The following is a 16,407-nucleotide window of genomic DNA, read 5'->3' as shown; positions in this document are numbered from 1 at the left end:
ATACCTCAACCACCCGCCCTGTGCCCACCCGCGTCCGCCGTACTTCTCAGCCCCCTACCCCCCCCCCCCCCCGCGCGGCCCCCCCCCCCCCCGGCCCCCCCCCCCCCACTCCACATTTCTCATCCGGTCTCAGGCCCGGTGATGCGGTCCCTCAGAATCGTTGTCGTCCCAGCGCTGCGTCACCGGCGGGGCCGTGTTCGGGGCGGGTCCGCCGGGTGCGACCGGGGGGACGGGCGGAACGGGCGCGTGGAGCCCGCCCCGGGGCTCCGGGTCACCCGCCGCGCCGACGCTGCCGGCCGGAGGATGCGTGCGCGACGGTCCAGGGCGGGCCATGTTGCGCAGGGCGTAGGCCAGCGCGCCGAGGATCACCGCGGTGATGAGTGCGGCGGCCCAGTCCGGCAGCCCTTCCGCCAGGGCCAGTCCCAGGGTGAGCGCGAGAGCCGCGCCCGCGTACAGGGCGACGGCACCCGATGTGGCGTAGAGCGCGGCGGTACGGCGCTGTTTACGGGTCTGGTCACGCAGTTCGTCACGCACGGCCTCGCGGGCCACCTGCGCAAGCTCGTCGACCAGATGCTTGTCGAGATGTTCCAGGTGATCGATGCGGTCCATGAACCCCGGGTACCCCGGCCCGTTCCCTTAACGCCCCGCCCAAGAGGAGCGCCCTGAAGGGGCGCGGGGAACTGCGCGACCAGCCACAACGCACCCGCACGCAAACAGCAGAGCCCTACCTTTTGACCATGTCCGAGGTGATCGCCCATCGCTCATGGTCCCGCCAGGCACCCTCGATATAGAGAAAGTCCGGCGAGAACCCCTCCAGCCGAAACCCACCCCGCCGCGCGAGAGCAACAGACGCGGTGTTGCCGGGCTGCACATTGATCTCCAGCCGATGCAACCGCAGCGCCGGCCCGAAGGCATACCGCACGACAAGACCAAGCCCTTCACCCATCAGCCCCCGCCCCGCCGCATGCGCGAACGCCCCGTACCCGAGCGCTCCGCACAGAAAGCCGCCCTGGACGATGTTGTTGATGTTGATGAACCCGGCGACGGCACCCCCGTCGTCCTTCTCGCACACCAGGAACCCGGCCTTCGTCGGATCCTCGATCAGGCGCCCGGCGTACAGGGCGTAGGCGTCGGGACTCGCCGGCGGAGCCAGCCAGGGGTGGTGCAGGTCCTTGCTCTCCCGTACCCGGGCGATGAACTCGTCGCCGTCCTCGTAGGTGAACGGGCGTATGCCCACGCGGTGTCCCTCAGCGAGATATTCACGGTGCTCAGCCACTCGGTCACCTTACGCGCGGCCCCTGCTCACCTCCGGCGCCGCATGAAGTAGGCCCCGCAGAGGGCGCCGATGGCCGCGGTGGCGAGCAGCGCCATCCACAGCGGCATGGTCACTTCGGGGATCAGCAGCCGAATCTTGGTGGCGCGGGTGTTCTCGAAGATGAAGATCAGGGCGAGCAGGGCGAGCGCCCCGACGGCGACCCGGGTGGGCGTCAGCGGCCCTCGCGCCCGCCCGGCCTTGCCACCGCTCTCGTAGGTCTTCGGGCTCATGAGGCCAGCATGGGCCGCCACAGCGCTTCCCGCGCGCCCGGAGATAGGCAGACCGGGTGACGGACCCGCACCACCTCCCCAAAACCCCCGCACCACAGCGTCCCACCGCACCCTGGCACCGCCGCGTCCCGCCGCACCCGGCACCCCAGCGTCCTGGCGCAACCTGGCACCGCAGCCCCGCAGCGCCGAAACCCAGCGCCTTACCGCACTGCGGCACCCAGCCCCTTACCGCGCCCAGGCACCGCAGCCCCTCACCCCAGCGACTTACCGCCCCCAGACCGCAGCCCCGCACCACAGCGCGTTACCGCAGCCCGGCACCGCAGCCCCTCACCACGCCCAGACACCGCAGCCCGTCACCGCGCCCAGGCACCGCAGCCCCTCAACCCAGCGACTTACCGCCCCCAGACCACAGCCCCGCACCGCAGCCCCGCACCACAGCGCCTTACCGCACCCCGGCGCCACAGCACCTCACCTCACCCCAGCCCCCGCACCGCAACACCCCACCCCAGCCTGCGCAGCAACACCTCACCGCAGCGCCGGTTCCTCCAGCGTCAGTGTTCCCGCCTCCGCGTCCAGTTCGGCGGTCACCCCGACCGGGATCGTCAGTGCTCCCTCGCAGTGTCCGAACCCGAACTCCTCCACCACCGGTACCCCGAGTCCGCCGAGCCGGTCGGTGAACACGGCGCGCAGCTCCTCGTACGGACCGCACCGCTCCCACGAGCCGAGCGCGATCCCGGCGACGCCGTCGAGCCAGCCGGTGCGCAGCAGCTGGGTGAGGGTCCGGTCGATCCGGTACGGGCTCTCCCCCACGTCCTCGATCATGAGCAGCCCGCCGCGCGCACCGGCCCGGGCGTGCGGGCTGCCGCGTTCGGTGGCGAGTATGGCCAGACAGCCGCCGAGGGTGACGCCCCGGGCCCGCTCGGGCACCAGCACCGAACCCCCGGCCGCCGCCTCGACGACCCGTACCGACTCCGGGTCGAACAGCGTGGCCCGCAGATGGTCCTGCGACCGCGCGTTCTTGAGGAAGTCGACGGCGGACACCATCGGCCCGTGGAGTGTGACGAGTCCCAGGCGGACCGCGAACGCCTCGTGCAGCGCGGTGACATCGCTATAGCCGACGAGCACCTTGGGCCCGGCAGCGCGCAGCGCGTCCCAGTCCAGAAGGTCGACCATGCGCTGCGCGCCGTAGCCGCCCCGGGCGCACAGCACCGCGTCCACCGCGGGGTCGCACCAGGCGGCCTGGAAATCGGCGGCCCGGTCGGCGTCCGTACCCGCGAGGTAGTCGAACTCCCCGTGCCGGTCCAGGACATGGGGTGCCACGACGGGTTCGAGGTCCCAGCCGCGCAGGATGTCGAGCCCGGCCTGCAGCCGCTCCTCGCGGACGGGCCCGCTGGACGCGACGACGGCCACCCGAGCACCGGGCGCAAGCCTCGACGGCCTTACCAGCGGCTTCACTTGGCCCTCACTTGACGAGCTCCAGGGTCGGGATGCCGGGCGGGGTGAGCCCGAAGACCTGTGCGTACAGGGAGAGTTCGGACTCCAGGACGCGTACGGTCGTCTCCGCGCGCCGGAATCCGTGCCCCTCTCCCTCGAACGCGATGTACCGGTGCGGCACGCGCCGCCCCTCCGCCGCGAGCCGGGCGAGGAAGCGTTCGCACTGCACCGGCGGGCAGATGACGTCGTCGAGCCCCTGGAGCAGCAGGAAGGGCGCGGTGATGTCGGCGGCGTGTTCGGCGGGCGAGCGTTCCAGATAGCGGCCCGGGACCTCGGCGAGCGGGCCGACCAGGGACTCCAGGTACTGCGACTCGAAGTCGTGGGTCTCCCCCGAGCCCCAGCCGGCGAGGTCGAGGATGGGGTAGAGGATCGTGCCGCAGGCGTACACGTCGGTGCCGGTGAGGGAGGCCGCCGCGGTCCAGCCGCCCGCGCTGCCGCCCCGGACGGCGAGCCGGGCGCGGTCGGCGGTGCCCTCGTCGGCGAGGGCGAGCGCGACGGCCGCGCAGTCCTCGACGTCGACGACGCCCCACTGCTCGCGCAGCCGGTCGCGGTACTCGCGCCCGTACCCGGTCGACCCGCCGTAGTTGACCTCGGCGACGCCGATGCCCCGGGAGGTGAAGTAGGCGATCTCCAGGTCGAGCACGAGGGGCGCCCGCCCGGTCGGCCCGCCGTGCGCCCACACGACGTACGGGGGCAGCTCGTCGCCGGGCGCCGTGTACCCGGGGTGGTGCGGCGGATAGATGTGCGCGTGGATGTCCCGGCCCTCGGGGCCGGTGAAGGTCCGGATCTGCGGCTCGGGATAGTGCACGGGGTCGACCGGGTCCTGGTGGGCGGCGCCGATGACCCGGGCGTGTCCCGTACGGGTGTCCAGTTCGACGACCTCGTAGGCGCTGCGCGGGCTGGCCCCGACGGCGACGATCCGCTCCCCCCGCACGGCGAGGGTGGCCGCGAACTCGGTCCAGGGGCCGGCCGCGTCGACGACGTCGCCGGTCTCCGGGTCCAGTACCCCGAGGGCGGTCGCCCCGCGCCCGTGGACGACGGCGACGAGGCCGCCCTCCAGCGGGGCGAACCAGCGCTGGCCGACCTTCCACAGTGCGCCGCCGAACTCCTCCGGCCGGGGGCACACGGGTACGTCGTCGCGGTAGAGGTTCCACCAGCCGGAGCGGTCGCTGGAGTACAGCAGCGCGCCGTCATGCGCCCAGTCGACCTGGGCGATCGACTCGTCCGGTCCTCCGGCGACGGCTCGGACGTCGTGGAAGGCGCCCTCGTAGCTCACCTCCGCGACGATCAGCTCGGTCCCGTCCCACGGCATGCTCGGGTGGTCCCAGGCGAGCCAGGCGGCACGCTGTCCGTCGGGCGAGAGACGGGGCCCGGTGACGAACCGCCACCGGTCGGTGGTGAGTTCACGCACCGCGTCCTCGTCGTCGGCCGCTGTCCCGCTCAGCGGTACGGCAGCCAGCACCCGTCGGACATCCGTGGGCCCGTCGCCGGTGAACTCCTCCAGAACACACCAGACTTCGCCGTATTCGAGGCGCAACTGCGGTTCGGCCCAGCGCAGTCCGCCGCCGACCGGGGACAGGGGCGTGAGCGGGACGGGTTCACCGCGACCCGGTTCGTAGCGGTAGAGGCGCTGGTCGGCGAAGTTGACGAACACGATCAACGGCCCGTCGTCCCGCATGACGCCGTCCCACGGCATGCCGCCGTACTCCATGACCCGGCTGCGCACGTTCCACGGGGCGTCCAGGACCGACTCCTGGGAGCCGTCGGCGCGCCGTCGTACGAGGGTGCGCCGGCCGGCCTCGGTGGGCCGGGGTTCCGTCCACCAGGCCTCGTCGCCGACGAAGCCCACGTACTCGGGCGACCCGTCGTGCTCGGCGGCGAGTTCCGCGCCGATGGGCGAGAGCCATGAACCGTACGGCAGTGTCTGCACTGTCTTCCCCACTCCCCTAGGCCGTCCGCAGGAACCGGTCGAGTACCCGGACACCGAAGTGCAGCGCCTCGACCGGGACGCGCTCGTCGACACCGTGGAAGAGTGCCTGGTAGTCGAGGTTCTCGGGCAGCCTGAGCGGCGCGAATCCGTACCCGGTGATGCCGAGCCGCGAGAACTGCTTGGCGTCGGTGCCACCGGACATGCAGTACGGCACCACGTGCCCCTCGGGCGCGAACTCCTCGACGGCGGCGCGCATCCGGGCGTACGTGGGTGACTCCACGGACGCCTGCAGGGCCACCGAGCGATGGTGGAACTCCCAGGTGACGTCGGGGCCGGTGAGTTCGTCGAGGGTCGTGCGGAACTCGTCCTCGCAGCCGTGCAGGAAGCGCCCGTCGACGTGGGCGACGGCCTCGCCGGGGATCACGTTGACCTTGTAACCGGCGTTCAGCATGGTCGGGTTGGCGCTGTTGCGGACGGTCGCCTCGACGAGCCGGGCGGCGGGCCCGAGCTTGGTGAGGAGCCCGTCGACATCGTCCAGGTCCGGTACGAGGCCGTACAGGGCGGCGAGTTGGGTGAGAGCGGCCTCGACGGTCGGGGTGAGGCGCAGCGGCCACTCGTACGCGCCGATGCGGGCGACGGCGGCGGCGAGGTGGGTGACGGCGTTGCTGTGGTTGACCTTGGAGCCGTGTCCGGCGCGTCCTCTGGCGGTCAACTTGAGCCAGGCGGTGCCGCGTTCGCCCGCTGCGACGGGGTACAGGTGCCGGCCGGTGCCGTCGTGGAAGGTGAACGCCCCGGACTCGCCGATGCCTTCGGTGCATCCCTCGAACAGGCCGGGGTGTTCGGCGGCCAGGAACTCGGAGCCGTCCCGGGCGCTGTCCTCCTCGTCGGCGGTGAACGCGACGACGATGTCCCGTCGGGGCCGCACGCCCTGGCGGGCCCAGTCGCGGACGACGGCGAGGATCATCGCGTCCATGTTCTTCATGTCGACGGCGCCCCGCCCCCAGACGACACCGTCGCGGATCTCCCCGGAGAAGGGGTGCACCCGCCAGTCGTCGGCGCGGGCGGGCACGACGTCGAGATGCCCGTGCAGGAGCAGCGCGTCGGCGGACGGGTCGGTGCCCTCGATCCGGGCGACGACGTTGGTGCGGCCCTTGGTCCGTTCGAGGAGCGTGGGTTCGAGGCCGGTCTCGGCGAGAAGCGCGGCGGCGTACTCGGCGGCGGGCCGCTCCTGACAGTCGCCGCCGCCGTTGTTGGTGGTGTCGATCCGGATGAGGTCGGAGGTGAACGACACCACCTCGTCGAGCGCCTGCTGCTCAGCCATACTGCTCCTCCACCGCGGCCGAGACGATCGTCGTGACCGCCTTGAAGGTACGAATGCCCTCGTACATTGTGCCGTTGGTGTACGCCACCTTCCGTTCCCCGATCCGCTCGACACCGGGCACGACGGTGGCGGCCATGGCGAGATGCTCGGCGTCGAACTCCAGGGCGACGGTGAACGGCCCGCCGGCCACGGGCTCGTGCCGTACGGCGAGCGCGGCGGCCTCCTTCGCGGCGGCCCGGATGTCGGCGGCGGTCCTGGCGGGTGTCCGGCACACGGCCGCGTACCGGGAGACATGGTCCTTGACGGCGACCTTCAGCGCCTCGGGCGCGTATCCGAGCGCGTCCTCGCAGGCGAGGTCGTCACCGGTGACGAGCACGACGGGGACCCCGTACTCGGCGACCACATGGGAGTTGAGGAGGCCTTCGCTGGCCCGTACGTCGTTCACCCACACGCCGGTGATGGAGTTGGCGAGGTAGGTGTGGGCGAGGACGCCCTCCATGCCGGCGCCCGCGTGGTAGCCGACGAAGGCGATCCCGTCGATGTCGCCGTGCTGCACGCCCTCGACCATGGACAGCGACTTGTGGCGCCCGGTGAGCATCTCCACCCGCTCGTCCAGCCGTTCGAGGAGCAGGTTGCGCATGGTCCAGTGGGCCTCGTTGACCAGCACCTCGTCGGCGCCGCCGTCGAAGAAGCCGAGTACGGCGGCGTTGACGTCCGAGGTGAACATCGAACGGCAGCGCTCCCACTGCGGGGTGCCCGGCAGTACATCGGCCGGCCAGGTGACGCCGGTGGCGCCCTCCATGTCGGCGCTGATGAGGATCTTCATGGTGAGACAGTCCCGTCGCAGGTCAGCGGCTCGCTGTCCGAACGTTACGCGCCGGGCCGGGTCCCGGCCAGGAAGCACCGCCTCACGCTCGCCCGCCGCGTGAGCGGCGACAGCCCCGCCTCCCTGCGGAGACGGGGCTGTCGGAGAGGCTGTCGCGCTACGCGGCGACCGCGTTCCGCGGGCTGCTGGTCAGGAGCGGCGGGCGCGGCGGGCCAGGAAGAGGGCTCCGGCGCCGAGGGCGACGACCACGGCCGCCGCACCGGCGATCGTCCCGACGGGCGCGCCGGCGCCGGTCTCGGCCAGCGGCGGGGTGCTCTCGCTGGGCGTGGGCTCCGGGGCGGTGGGAGGCGTGCTGGGCGGCGTCGACTCCGCCGGGGGCACGTCCGGGGTCGTGGGCGGGGTGGTGGAGGTCTCGGGGGTGGTCGGCGGGGTGCTCGGCGGGGTCGACTCACCGGCGGGCGGCTCGCTGCCCGCGGGGGTGGTGGGAGTCGCGGGCGTGGTCGGCGTGGCCGGGGTGCTCGGCGCCGGCTCCGACGGGGTGGGGGCGGGCGGCTCGGACGCGCCGGTCTCGCACGCCTTGTCGCCGCCGTTCCAGGCCGCTATGAGGTGGTACGGGGTGACCACGTTGCCGGGCTTGTAGGGGGCGGGGCCGTGGCCCTCCCCGGTCTGGCCGTCGTACGTGATGTCGTCGCCGTAGAGGTCGATCTGCCCGTAGCAGTCGGGGGACTTGACGCTCAGCTTCTGCCAGTCGCGCTCGGCGCCACCGGCGTCGGCCACGTCGGCGGAGGTGAGGTAGACGGTGTCCTTGTCGACCAGGGTCTGGAAACCGGAGGTGTTCCAGTCCGGGCCCTCGGTCGTGTACTCGGCCAGGGAGACGGGGTACTTGCAGCCCTCCCCGACGTTCTGGCCGGGGGCCAGCCGCACCTCGACGGCGCCGGGGGCGCTGGCCCAGGCGTGGAACCCGCCCTGCGAGGTCCAGTCGCCGCCGGCGATGCGGTACTGGACGGTGGCGGACTGGCAGGCGCCCGTGGTCGCGCTCGCCGTGCCCGCCCCGAGGACGGGGAGGGCGGCGGCGGCGAACGCGGTCGCGGCGAGGACAGTCAGGGTTCTGGGCTGGTGCGAACGCGACAAAATAAGCCTCTGTGGTTCGAAATGTGTGGGAGGTGTGTCGAATGCGGGGGACCGGCGCGGGCGAACACGCGAAGTGCGCGCGACCAGTTCACTCGTGTCACTTCACTCGCTCCAGGCACAGCGAAGTGATCCGCATTCTCGCCACGTAGGGCGACTCCCGTCAATCCTGCACCAGTTCTCCACATTTCGAGTTGGTCACGGCGGCCACCGGCGTCGCGTCCCCGGCCGCCGTGGCGCTCAGCGCTGTTGCGCCACGACGACCCATTTCGAGGGCAGCACGATGCGGGTGCCTTCCGCCGTGTACTCCGTCGTGGTGAGCGGGAGTTCGCCGCTGCCGAGGATCTCCAGGCCCGCCGCGCCCAGGTACACGGGCACCGCTGAGTCCGCCACCTCGCCGGGTGCGATGCCGTGCTCGAGGATCGGGCGCAGTTTCGGCGGCGGGCCCTCGGCGCTCTGGGCGAGGCCCATCAGGATGGGGCGCGCGTCCTGCGACAGTTCGACCAGGAAGGCCCGGCCGCTCCGCCCGATGAGCGTGGCGACGCCGTCGACGAGGGTCTGCCGGTCGTCGGCGTCGCACTGGTGGAGCACCCCGCGCATGTACACATTGGTGTCGCCGAGCTTGGCGTGCAGTGCGTCGACCTCGGACTTCTCGGCGCAGTCGAGCAGTTCGTACTCGGCCGCGCCCTCCGGGTCGGCACGCCGGGCACGCTCGAGTGCCGCGGGCGAGAGGTCGGCGCCGACAACCCGGGTGAACCGGTCGGTGAGGAAGCGGGTCTGGGTGCCGTTGCCGCAGCCGAGGTCCAGCAGGGGCAACTCGAAGTCCGCGAGGTGCGGTTCGTACACGGCGAGGTGAAGGCCGGCCGTCAGCATCGGCTCCGAGTCCCAGAAGACGGCGCCCTGCCCATCGGGGGCCTCGCGCCAGAAGCCCTCCCAGGCCTCCCGGTATCGACTCGTCACGCTCATACCCAACTCCCCAGGGTGCGACGGCTGCCCGTCCGAGGTGACGGGCCAGTTCGGTCTACCGCGCCCCGGTTGCACCGACAAGCGCGCCGCGCATACCTTCACGGCGCGTTCGAGAGGTGTACGCCGGTGTGCGCCTCACACGCCTCCCCGGCCCCGCGGCAACATCAATCCAAGCACAGGGCGCCGACCGCGACGGGCGCGGCGCCACCGGCCGTCGTGGCCGGAACGTCAGCGTCTGCGTGGGAGCGTGAGCTCGAACCAGACGGTCTTGCCCGCGCCCGTACGGCTGGTGCCCCACTCCCTGGCCAGCGTGCTCACCACCCGCAGCCCGCGGCCGGACTCGGCCATGGGCTCGGCGTCGAGCAGGGTGGGCAGGGTGTGGTCGTCGTCGTCCACCTCGCACAGCAGCGTCTCGCCGCGCACCAGCCGCAGCTCGACCGGACGCCCGTGCGAGTGCCGTACGGCGTTGGTGACGAGTTCGTCGACCAGCAGCACGGCGCTGTCCACCAGCCGCGCCAGACCCCACTCGTGGAGCTGTTCACGGACCACGGCACGGGCCCGGCCCACCTCGGCCGGGTCGAGGGCGAGCCGCCATTCGGCGACGTCGTCCGGTTCGATGCCGTTGAGGCGGGCCATCAGCAGCGCCACGTCGTCCTTGCGGCCCCCACGTGTGTTGAGGGCGCGGATGATCGTGTCGCACGCGTCGTCCATGGAGGCGGCCGGGTGGGCGGCGGACTCGCAGAGCGTCGCCAGGCCCACCCAGATGTCCTCACCGCGCACCTCGACCAGGCCGTCGGTGCACATCACGAGCCGGTCGCCGGGCTCCACGCGCACGCGTACCGCCTCGAAGGGCACTCCGCCGACGCCGATGGGTGCCCCGGTGGGCAGGTCGAGCAGCTCGCTCCGGCCGTCCTCCGCGCGGACCAACACGGGCGGGATGTGGCCCGCGTTGGCGATGTGCAGTTCGCTCGCGATCGGGTCGTAGACGGCGTAGAGGCAGGTCGCGAGATAGGTGTCGCCGAGTCGCTGGGCGAGGTCGTCGAGGTTGCGCAGAAGCTGGGCGGGCGGCAGGTCGAGGGCGGCCATGGTCTGGACGGCCGTACGCAACTGGCCCATCATCGCGGCCGAGTTGAGGCCGTGCCCCATGACGTCGCCGACGACGAGGGCGGTGCGGGCGCCGGGCAGTTTCACCGAGTCGAACCAGTCCCCGCCGACGCGGCCGAGCAGCGTGCCGGGCAGATAGCGGGTGGCGATGTCGCAGCCCGCCATGCGCGGCGGGATCTGCGGCAGCATGCTGTCCTGGAGGGTCTCGGCGACGCTCTCCTGGTAGGTGTACATGCGCGCGTTGTCGAGCACGAGCCCCGCGCGGGCGGCGAGTTCGGCGCCGGTGACCCGGTCCATGTCGTTGAACTCGACGCGCTCCGGGTGGCGCAGCAGGATCATGAAGCCGAGGACGACGTTGCGTGCCTTCAGCGGGACGACCAGCATGGAGCGGCCCGTGATCAGCGGCCGGATGTCACGCTTCTCGAACTGCGAGGCGATCATGTGCCCCATCTGCTCGCTGATGCGCGGCACGAGCACGGGCTGACCGCTGGTCATGCACTGGAAGAACGGGGTGTGCGCCGGGAACGGCATGGCCTCGCCGACCGGTACGACGTCGTCCCAGCGACCGGGTTCGTCGGTGTGCTCGAGGGCGACCCGGTGCCACATGGTCGTCGTGTCGGGCACACCGTCGGGGAACCCCTCCCCGGCGACGACCTGTTCGCGCAGATAGGTGCCGGCCACGTCCGTGAAGCGGGGTACGACGGCCTTGCTGACCTCGATGATCGTGCGGGACAGGTCGAGCGAGGTCCCGATGCGTCCGCTGACCTCGTTGAGGAACTCCAGCCGCTCGCGCACGGCCGCGTATTCGAGGTCCTCGACGTCGTCCTGGAGGTCCTCGGGCAGGGGTTCGCCGGCCGCCACCGCCCGCGCCGCCCGCTCCCGGCGGGCCTTGCGCTCCGCGCGCCGGGGCACGCCCCAGTCGGGGGTCACCGGCACCAGGTCGTTCTGGCTGAACTCCAGGACGGGATAACCCAGTTCGAGGATCTGGGCGACGATACGGGCGCTCTCCCCGACGCTCATGCTGGGCAGGATCTCGGGGAGCCTGCGGGCGAGTTCGTCGGCGCCGGGAAAGTCCGTGTGCAGGGCGAATCCGGGCGCGATGCGCTCGACGGCGATCCCGTCGTCCTCCTGGCGCAGTACGTCGGTGTCGGCGGCCAGCACGAGGAGGCGCTCAAGGCCGGGGCCCACCAGGGGGTAGGCCCACCACAGCACGTCGACGCGGTCGCCGTCGCGCCCGGGCACCGTCAGCCGGGCGCGTCCGGCGGCACGGTAGGCGAGCTGCCCGTCGAGCGAGGACTCCAGGTCGGGGCCGAGACCGTCATGGGCCGCGTACGAGCCGTAGGACCCGTAGGCCCCGTACGGCGTGGTGTCCTGGTCGTCGGTGTCGGGGAAGGCACCGGAGACGGGCAGCAGGTCGACGGCGGGCCGGCCGAGCGCCTCCTCCTTGGAGGCGCCGAACAGACGGCGCGCGCCCCGGCTCCAGTGCGAGACCAGGCCCTCACGGTCGACGACCACCACGGCCAGCGGGATACGGCCCGCCGCGGCGTGCTCCGCCGACGCGTTCTCCCCAGCTCCGCGGCTGGGAGATGCGCCCGTCTCGGTGCCACGGTCCATGGCGCAGGCCCCTTCTTCCCACGGCTCCGCAAGATCTGTGCCGTCGCCACCACCGTACGGCGCCGGTCCGTCGCGATGTGTGGCATTCCGGTAATTGGTCTTGGCCGATCCGCTCCGGCGCGCGTACGCACGCCCCGTGCGCCGGAGCGACCGGAAGGACCGGTCGGCCGGTCGGCGCGGAGGCCCCGACCTGCGGCTCAGTCGTCGTACCCGAGTTGGAGGTCGCGTTCCGTCAACCCCCCGCCGCCCACCCGGAGCACGGTGGCGACCGGCGGGTAACCGGTCGCGATGACCGTGTACTCACCGGAGGGCAGGTCGACGAACCGGAAGGTTCCGTCGGCGGCGGTGGTGAGCGTGTTCATCACGTTGCCCGCCAGGTCGAGCAGTGTCACGCGCGCGTCCTCGACGGGCCGTCCGTCGACCGTCCGCACGGTGCCCTTCAGGACGGCGCCGCCCGCGAGTTCGACGTCCTGGCGGGTCTCCCGGGACGGCTTCACGGTGACGGGGAGCGCGGCCGGGCGGAACGCGGGAGCGCCGACGGCGAGCGTGTACTCGCCGGCCACCAGTTCGGTGATGGCGTAGCCGCCCTCGGGTCCGCTGCGGGTGGTCGCGACGACCTCGCCGTGCACATTGGTGAGGGTGACGGTGGCGTCCGCCACCGGAGAGCCGTCCACGGTCCGTACCCGGCCCGTCAGATGCCCCGCGGCGCCGAGGACGAGGTCCAGTTCGACGGGCCGCTCGCCCACGGTCACGGAGACCGCCTGCGGCTGGTGGCCGCCCGCCGCGGCGATCAGGACGTACGCGCCCGAGCCGGGCGTGGACAGCGCGTACCGCCCGTCCTCGGCGCTCGCACCGCGCCCGATCTGTACTCCCGTGACGTCGATGAGGGTGAGCGCGGCACGCGGTACGACGGTCCCGTCCGGGTGCTGCACCGTGCCGCACACCGGGATTCCGGCGGTGTACGGGGCCCGGGCCTGCGCCATCGCCGGGCCGGCCGAGGGGACCGGGGAGTCGAGGTCGGCGGGGGCGGTCTGGTGGGACACCAGCGGTTTCTCCTCGAGGAAGCAGGCGACGAGCAGGCCGAGGACGAGCACCGGCACCAGGTACAGGAAGATGCGCGGCATGGCGTCGGCGTACGCCCTGATGTAGCCGTCGCGCAGCGCCGGGGGCAGCGTGTGGACGAGCTGCGGGGTGATCGACTCGGGGTCGGGCAGCCGGGCACCCGCGCGCGTGGGGAGCCTGTCGCGCAGGGACTCGGCGAGCCGGTTGGCGAAGAGGGTGCCGAAGATCGCGGCGCCGACGCTGCCGCCGATCTGCCGGAAGTAGTTGTTGGCGCTGGTCGCGGTGCCGAGGTCGGCGGGGCGCGCGGAGTTCTGCACGGCGAGGACCAGGACGGGCATCACCATGCCGATGCCGGCGCCGAGTACGGCCATCCAGAGGCTGTAGTGCAGCCGGGGCGTGTCCGCTTCGAGGCGCGACAGCAGCCACATGCCGAGCGCGGCCACGGCGCTGCCGAGGACCGGCCAGAACTTGTAGCGGCCGGTGTGGCTGATGAGCTGCCCGGAGACGATCGACGCGCCGACGATGCCGGCCATCATAGGCACCATCAGCAGACCTGACTCGGTGGCGGTGGCACCGTCGACCATCTGGAGGAAGGTCGGCAGATAGCTGGCGGCCCCGAACAGCGCCACTCCGATCACCAGGCCCACCAGAGCGCTGACGTTGAAGACGGAGTCCCTGAACAGCCGCAGGGGGATGAGGGGTTCGGGCGCGAAGTGCTCGGCGACCACGAAGAGCACACCGGCGATGGCCGCTCCGGCGCCGAGTCCGAGGATCTCGCGCGAGTCCCACGCGTACTGGGTGCCGCCCCAACTGGTCAGCAGGACCAGGCAGGTCGAGACGACGGCGAGCAGCAGCGCCCCGAGGAGGTCGAGCCGGGCCCTGACGGCGGGCTTCGGCAGCTTCAGTACGGCGGTGACGACGGCCAGGGTCAGCAGACCGAACGGCACGTTGAACCAGAAGCACCACCGCCAGGAGAGGTGGTCGGTGAAGTAGCCGCCCAGCAGGGGCCCGGCGACCGAGGCGAGGCCGAACGAGGCGCCGATCAGGCCCATGAAGCGCCCGCGTTCGCGCGGGGGCACGATGTCCGCGATGATCGCCTGCACGCCGATCATCAACCCGCCCGCGCCGACGCCCTGGAGGGCGCGGAAGGCGATGAGCTGGTCCATGGTCCGCGACCGGCCGGCCAGTGCCGAGCCGATGACGAAGACGACGATGGCGAACTGGAACACGCCTTTGCGGCCGAGGAGATCACCGAGTTTGCCGTAGATCGGCAGACCGACGGTGGCCGTGAGCAGATAGGCGGTGATCGCCCAGGACATCTTGTCCAGGCCGTGCAGTTCACCGACGATCTTCGGGAGCGCGGTGGCGACGATCATCTGCTCCAGGGCGGCGAGCAGCAGGGCGAGCACCAGCCCGAAGAACACCAACCGCACCTGGCGCGGGCCGAGTTGCGCCGGTTCCGGCGGGGGTGGCGGGAGCTCGGTCGCCGGTTCGGCCTGCACCAGAGTGATCCCGCCCATGTACCGCTCCCCTCGCCGCACCCACCGCACAATTCCCGCTTTGGGCGACAACTGTGAGCAAGCGCGACGAGTTACGGCGTTCCGGTGTGCGGGAGAGAGATCCACTCGAACCGGTGAGGGGCGCGACGCCGCAGGCCAACGCCCCTCGGGAGGCTGTCCCTTACTCCAGCTCTACTTCTCCAGCTCGGTGGCGAGCTTGTCGAGGAGGGCGTCGTAGATGCGGGCGAGGCCCTTGGGGGCGAAGGTCCGCTCGAAGAAGCCGCCGATGCCGCCGGCGCCGTCCCAGACGGTGGTCACGACGACCCGCGACTTGCCCTCACCGGCGGGGGTGACACGCCAGGTGGTGACCATCGAGGAGTTGCGGTCCTTCTCGACGAGCTCGCCGTCGGTGGGCTCGGTGACCTCGAGGAGGCAGTCGCGGACGCGCTTGCTGGTGGCCTGGAGCTTCCAGTGGACGAGGGTGCCCTCGCCGTCGCCGCCCTCGCGCACCTCGTACTCGCTGAACTGCTCGGGCATCACCTTCGCGCGCGTGCCGCTGTATTCGGCGAGGGCGTCGAACACCGTCTCCGCGTCCGCCGCGACGATGCGCTCCGTGGTGGCCTCGACCTGCGCCATTGCGTTCCTCCAGCAGCTGGTTCTTCGGGGGTTGGGGCTCACCCAACCACCCCGCCGCCCGGCCGCCCAAATCGGGGTGAGGACTGTCGACGAGCTTCACAAGACTCGAACATACGATCGCACGATCAAGGGAACATGTGTTCTATTCTCTGGTGAGTACCAACCGAGGAGGTGTCATGCGCTGGGAGAACCTCACAGTGGAGTCGGGCTCCGGCTCCGGCCCGGCCGACGCCGCGCTGTTCGGCGCGGACGCGGTGACCACCCGTACCTTCGACTCGCCCGAGTTCAGAGGAATCACCTTTCACGAGATCCGGGCCCGTTCGATCATCAACCGCGTGCCGGGGGCCTCCCGGATGCCGTTCGAGTGGACGGTGAACCCCTACCGGGGCTGCACGCACGCGTGCGTCTACTGTTTCGCGCGCAAGACGCACAGCTATCTGGACCTCGACACCGGTCTCGGCTTCGACTCGCAGATCGTCGTCAAGGTGAACGCGCCCGAGCTGCTGCGCCGCCAGCTCGGCTCGCGGCGCTGGCTCGGCGAGCACATCGCGATGGGCACCAACGTCGACTGCTACCAGCGCGCCGAGGGCCGCTACCGGCTGATGCCGGGCATCCTCACCGCCCTGCGCGACCACGCGAACCCCTTCTCGATCCTGACGAAGGGCACGCTGATCCTGCGCGACCTCGACCTCCTCGTACAGGCCTCCCAGGTCACCGACGTGGGGATCTCCGTCTCCGTGGGCTTCACCGACCCCGACCTGTGGCGCACGGTCGAACCGGGCACACCCGCTCCGGAACGGCGCCTGGACGTCGTACGGACGCTGGGCGAGCACGGCATCGGGTGCGGGGTGCTGATGGCCCCGGTGCTCCCCTTCCTCAGCGACCACCCGGACCGGCTGCGGGCCACCGTGCGGGCGATAGCGGCCTCCGGGGCAACCTCCGTGACCCCGCTGGTGCTGCATCTGCGCCCGGGTGCCCGCGAGTGGTACATGGCCTGGCTGGGGCAGCACCACCCGCACCTTGTGCGCCGCTACGAGCGGTTGTACGCGGAGGGCGCCTACGCGCCCAAGTGGTACCAGCGCCGGATCACCCGCCAGGTCCACGACCTGGCCCAGGAGTACGGGATCGGCCCCACGCGCGCGGGGATGCCCCGCAGGATCCCGCCACCCGTCGAGACCGACACCCTGGCACCCGATGCCGAGCCGGCCGAGCCGGTCCAGCTGACACTTCTCTGAACAACACGGCTGAACAATTCGGAGGCCACCGCGCGCGCCCTACGCCT

Annotated in this window: 13 protein-coding genes; 1 reads left to right on the top strand and 12 read right to left on the bottom strand. The window is 71.8% G+C overall.

Features of this window, described 5'->3' with window-relative positions:
* Window positions 1–129 precede the first annotated feature (129 nt).
* The 12 genes from ABZ855_RS09235 to ABZ855_RS09180 all read right to left on the bottom strand — a co-directional run bounded on the left by ABZ855_RS09235 (window position 130) and on the right by ABZ855_RS09180 (window position 15,125).
* Window positions 130–609, bottom strand: a complete 480-nt coding sequence (locus ABZ855_RS09235) for a phage holin family protein (protein WP_360803404.1) — start codon at window positions 607–609, stop codon at window positions 130–132.
* 115 nt (window positions 610–724) lie between these two features.
* Complete coding sequence (locus ABZ855_RS09230) at window positions 725–1,276, bottom strand: GNAT family protein (protein WP_360803401.1); 552 nt, start codon at window positions 1,274–1,276, stop codon at window positions 725–727.
* Between the two features lie 26 nt (window positions 1,277–1,302).
* Entirely contained in the window at window positions 1,303–1,545 is a 243-nt protein-coding gene (locus tag ABZ855_RS09225; RefSeq protein ID WP_360803398.1) for a LapA family protein, read from the bottom strand.
* Window positions 1,546–2,070: 525 nt separating this feature from the next.
* A complete protein-coding gene (locus ABZ855_RS09220; protein ID WP_360803395.1) occupies window positions 2,071–3,000 on the bottom strand; it encodes an LD-carboxypeptidase in 930 nt (309 codons plus the stop codon).
* 7 nt (window positions 3,001–3,007) lie between these two features.
* A complete protein-coding gene (locus ABZ855_RS09215; RefSeq protein WP_360803392.1) occupies window positions 3,008–4,969 on the bottom strand; it encodes a prolyl oligopeptidase family serine peptidase in 1,962 nt (653 codons plus the stop codon).
* A 16-nt stretch (window positions 4,970–4,985) separates the two neighbouring features.
* Window positions 4,986–6,290: a M20/M25/M40 family metallo-hydrolase gene (locus tag ABZ855_RS09210; RefSeq protein ID WP_360803389.1), complete on the bottom strand. Its 1,305-nt coding sequence runs from the start codon at window positions 6,288–6,290 to the stop codon at window positions 4,986–4,988.
* Entirely contained in the window at window positions 6,283–7,116 is an 834-nt protein-coding gene (locus ABZ855_RS09205) for a M55 family metallopeptidase (RefSeq protein ID WP_360803386.1), read from the bottom strand. The genes ABZ855_RS09210 and ABZ855_RS09205 overlap by 8 nt, the downstream gene beginning before the upstream one ends.
* Before the next feature lie 189 nt (window positions 7,117–7,305).
* On the bottom strand, window positions 7,306–8,247 hold the full coding sequence (locus ABZ855_RS09200) for a hypothetical protein (protein ID WP_360803383.1): 942 nt from the start codon (window positions 8,245–8,247) through the stop codon (window positions 7,306–7,308).
* Window positions 8,248–8,484: 237 nt separating this feature from the next.
* Window positions 8,485–9,210, bottom strand: coding sequence for a class I SAM-dependent methyltransferase (locus ABZ855_RS09195; RefSeq protein ID WP_360803380.1), 726 nt, complete (start codon window positions 9,208–9,210; stop codon window positions 8,485–8,487).
* Window positions 9,211–9,438: 228 nt separating this feature from the next.
* On the bottom strand, window positions 9,439–11,928 hold the full coding sequence (locus ABZ855_RS09190) for a SpoIIE family protein phosphatase (RefSeq protein ID WP_360803377.1): 2,490 nt from the start codon (window positions 11,926–11,928) through the stop codon (window positions 9,439–9,441).
* 197 nt (window positions 11,929–12,125) lie between these two features.
* Window positions 12,126–14,510: an MFS transporter gene (locus ABZ855_RS09185; RefSeq protein ID WP_360803374.1), complete on the bottom strand. Its 2,385-nt coding sequence runs from the start codon at window positions 14,508–14,510 to the stop codon at window positions 12,126–12,128.
* Between the two features lie 171 nt (window positions 14,511–14,681).
* Entirely contained in the window at window positions 14,682–15,125 is a 444-nt protein-coding gene (locus ABZ855_RS09180; protein ID WP_360803371.1) for an SRPBCC family protein, read from the bottom strand.
* 176 nt (window positions 15,126–15,301) lie between these two features.
* On the opposite strand from ABZ855_RS09180, the gene ABZ855_RS09175 reads away from it, so the two are divergent.
* Window positions 15,302–16,360 carry an Rv2578c family radical SAM protein gene (locus ABZ855_RS09175; RefSeq protein ID WP_360803368.1) on the top strand — a complete coding sequence of 353 codons (1,059 nt, stop codon included), beginning with the start codon at window positions 15,302–15,304 and terminating at the stop codon, window positions 16,358–16,360.
* Window positions 16,361–16,407 lie beyond the last annotated feature (47 nt).

Origin of the sequence: Streptomyces sp. NPDC047042, assembly GCF_040644035.1 — a bacterium.
Lineage (GTDB): Bacteria > Actinomycetota > Actinomycetes > Streptomycetales > Streptomycetaceae > Streptomyces.
The sequence above is the reverse complement of the archived record's forward strand: the minus strand, read 5'-3'. Positions and strand labels throughout refer to the sequence as shown.

Bases quoted from the DNA above. Each gene is read 5' to 3' on its own strand.
- ABZ855_RS09205 (WP_360803386.1), bottom strand. From the start codon at position 7,116: ATGAAGATCCTCATCAGCGCCGACATGGAGGGCGCCACCGGCGTCACC.
- ABZ855_RS09180 (WP_360803371.1), bottom strand. From the start codon at position 15,125: ATGGCGCAGGTCGAGGCCACCACGGAGCGCATCGTCGCGGCGGACGCG.
- ABZ855_RS09210 (WP_360803389.1), bottom strand. From the start codon at position 6,290: ATGGCTGAGCAGCAGGCGCTCGACGAGGTGGTGTCGTTCACCTCCGAC.
- ABZ855_RS09195 (WP_360803380.1), bottom strand. From the start codon at position 9,210: ATGAGCGTGACGAGTCGATACCGGGAGGCCTGGGAGGGCTTCTGGCGC.
- ABZ855_RS09235 (WP_360803404.1), bottom strand. From the start codon at position 609: ATGGACCGCATCGATCACCTGGAACATCTCGACAAGCATCTGGTCGAC.
- ABZ855_RS09175 (WP_360803368.1), top strand. From the start codon at position 15,302: ATGCGCTGGGAGAACCTCACAGTGGAGTCGGGCTCCGGCTCCGGCCCG.
- ABZ855_RS09190 (WP_360803377.1), bottom strand. From the start codon at position 11,928: ATGGACCGTGGCACCGAGACGGGCGCATCTCCCAGCCGCGGAGCTGGG.
- ABZ855_RS09225 (WP_360803398.1), bottom strand. From the start codon at position 1,545: ATGAGCCCGAAGACCTACGAGAGCGGTGGCAAGGCCGGGCGGGCGCGA.
- ABZ855_RS09185 (WP_360803374.1), bottom strand. From the start codon at position 14,510: ATGGGCGGGATCACTCTGGTGCAGGCCGAACCGGCGACCGAGCTCCCG.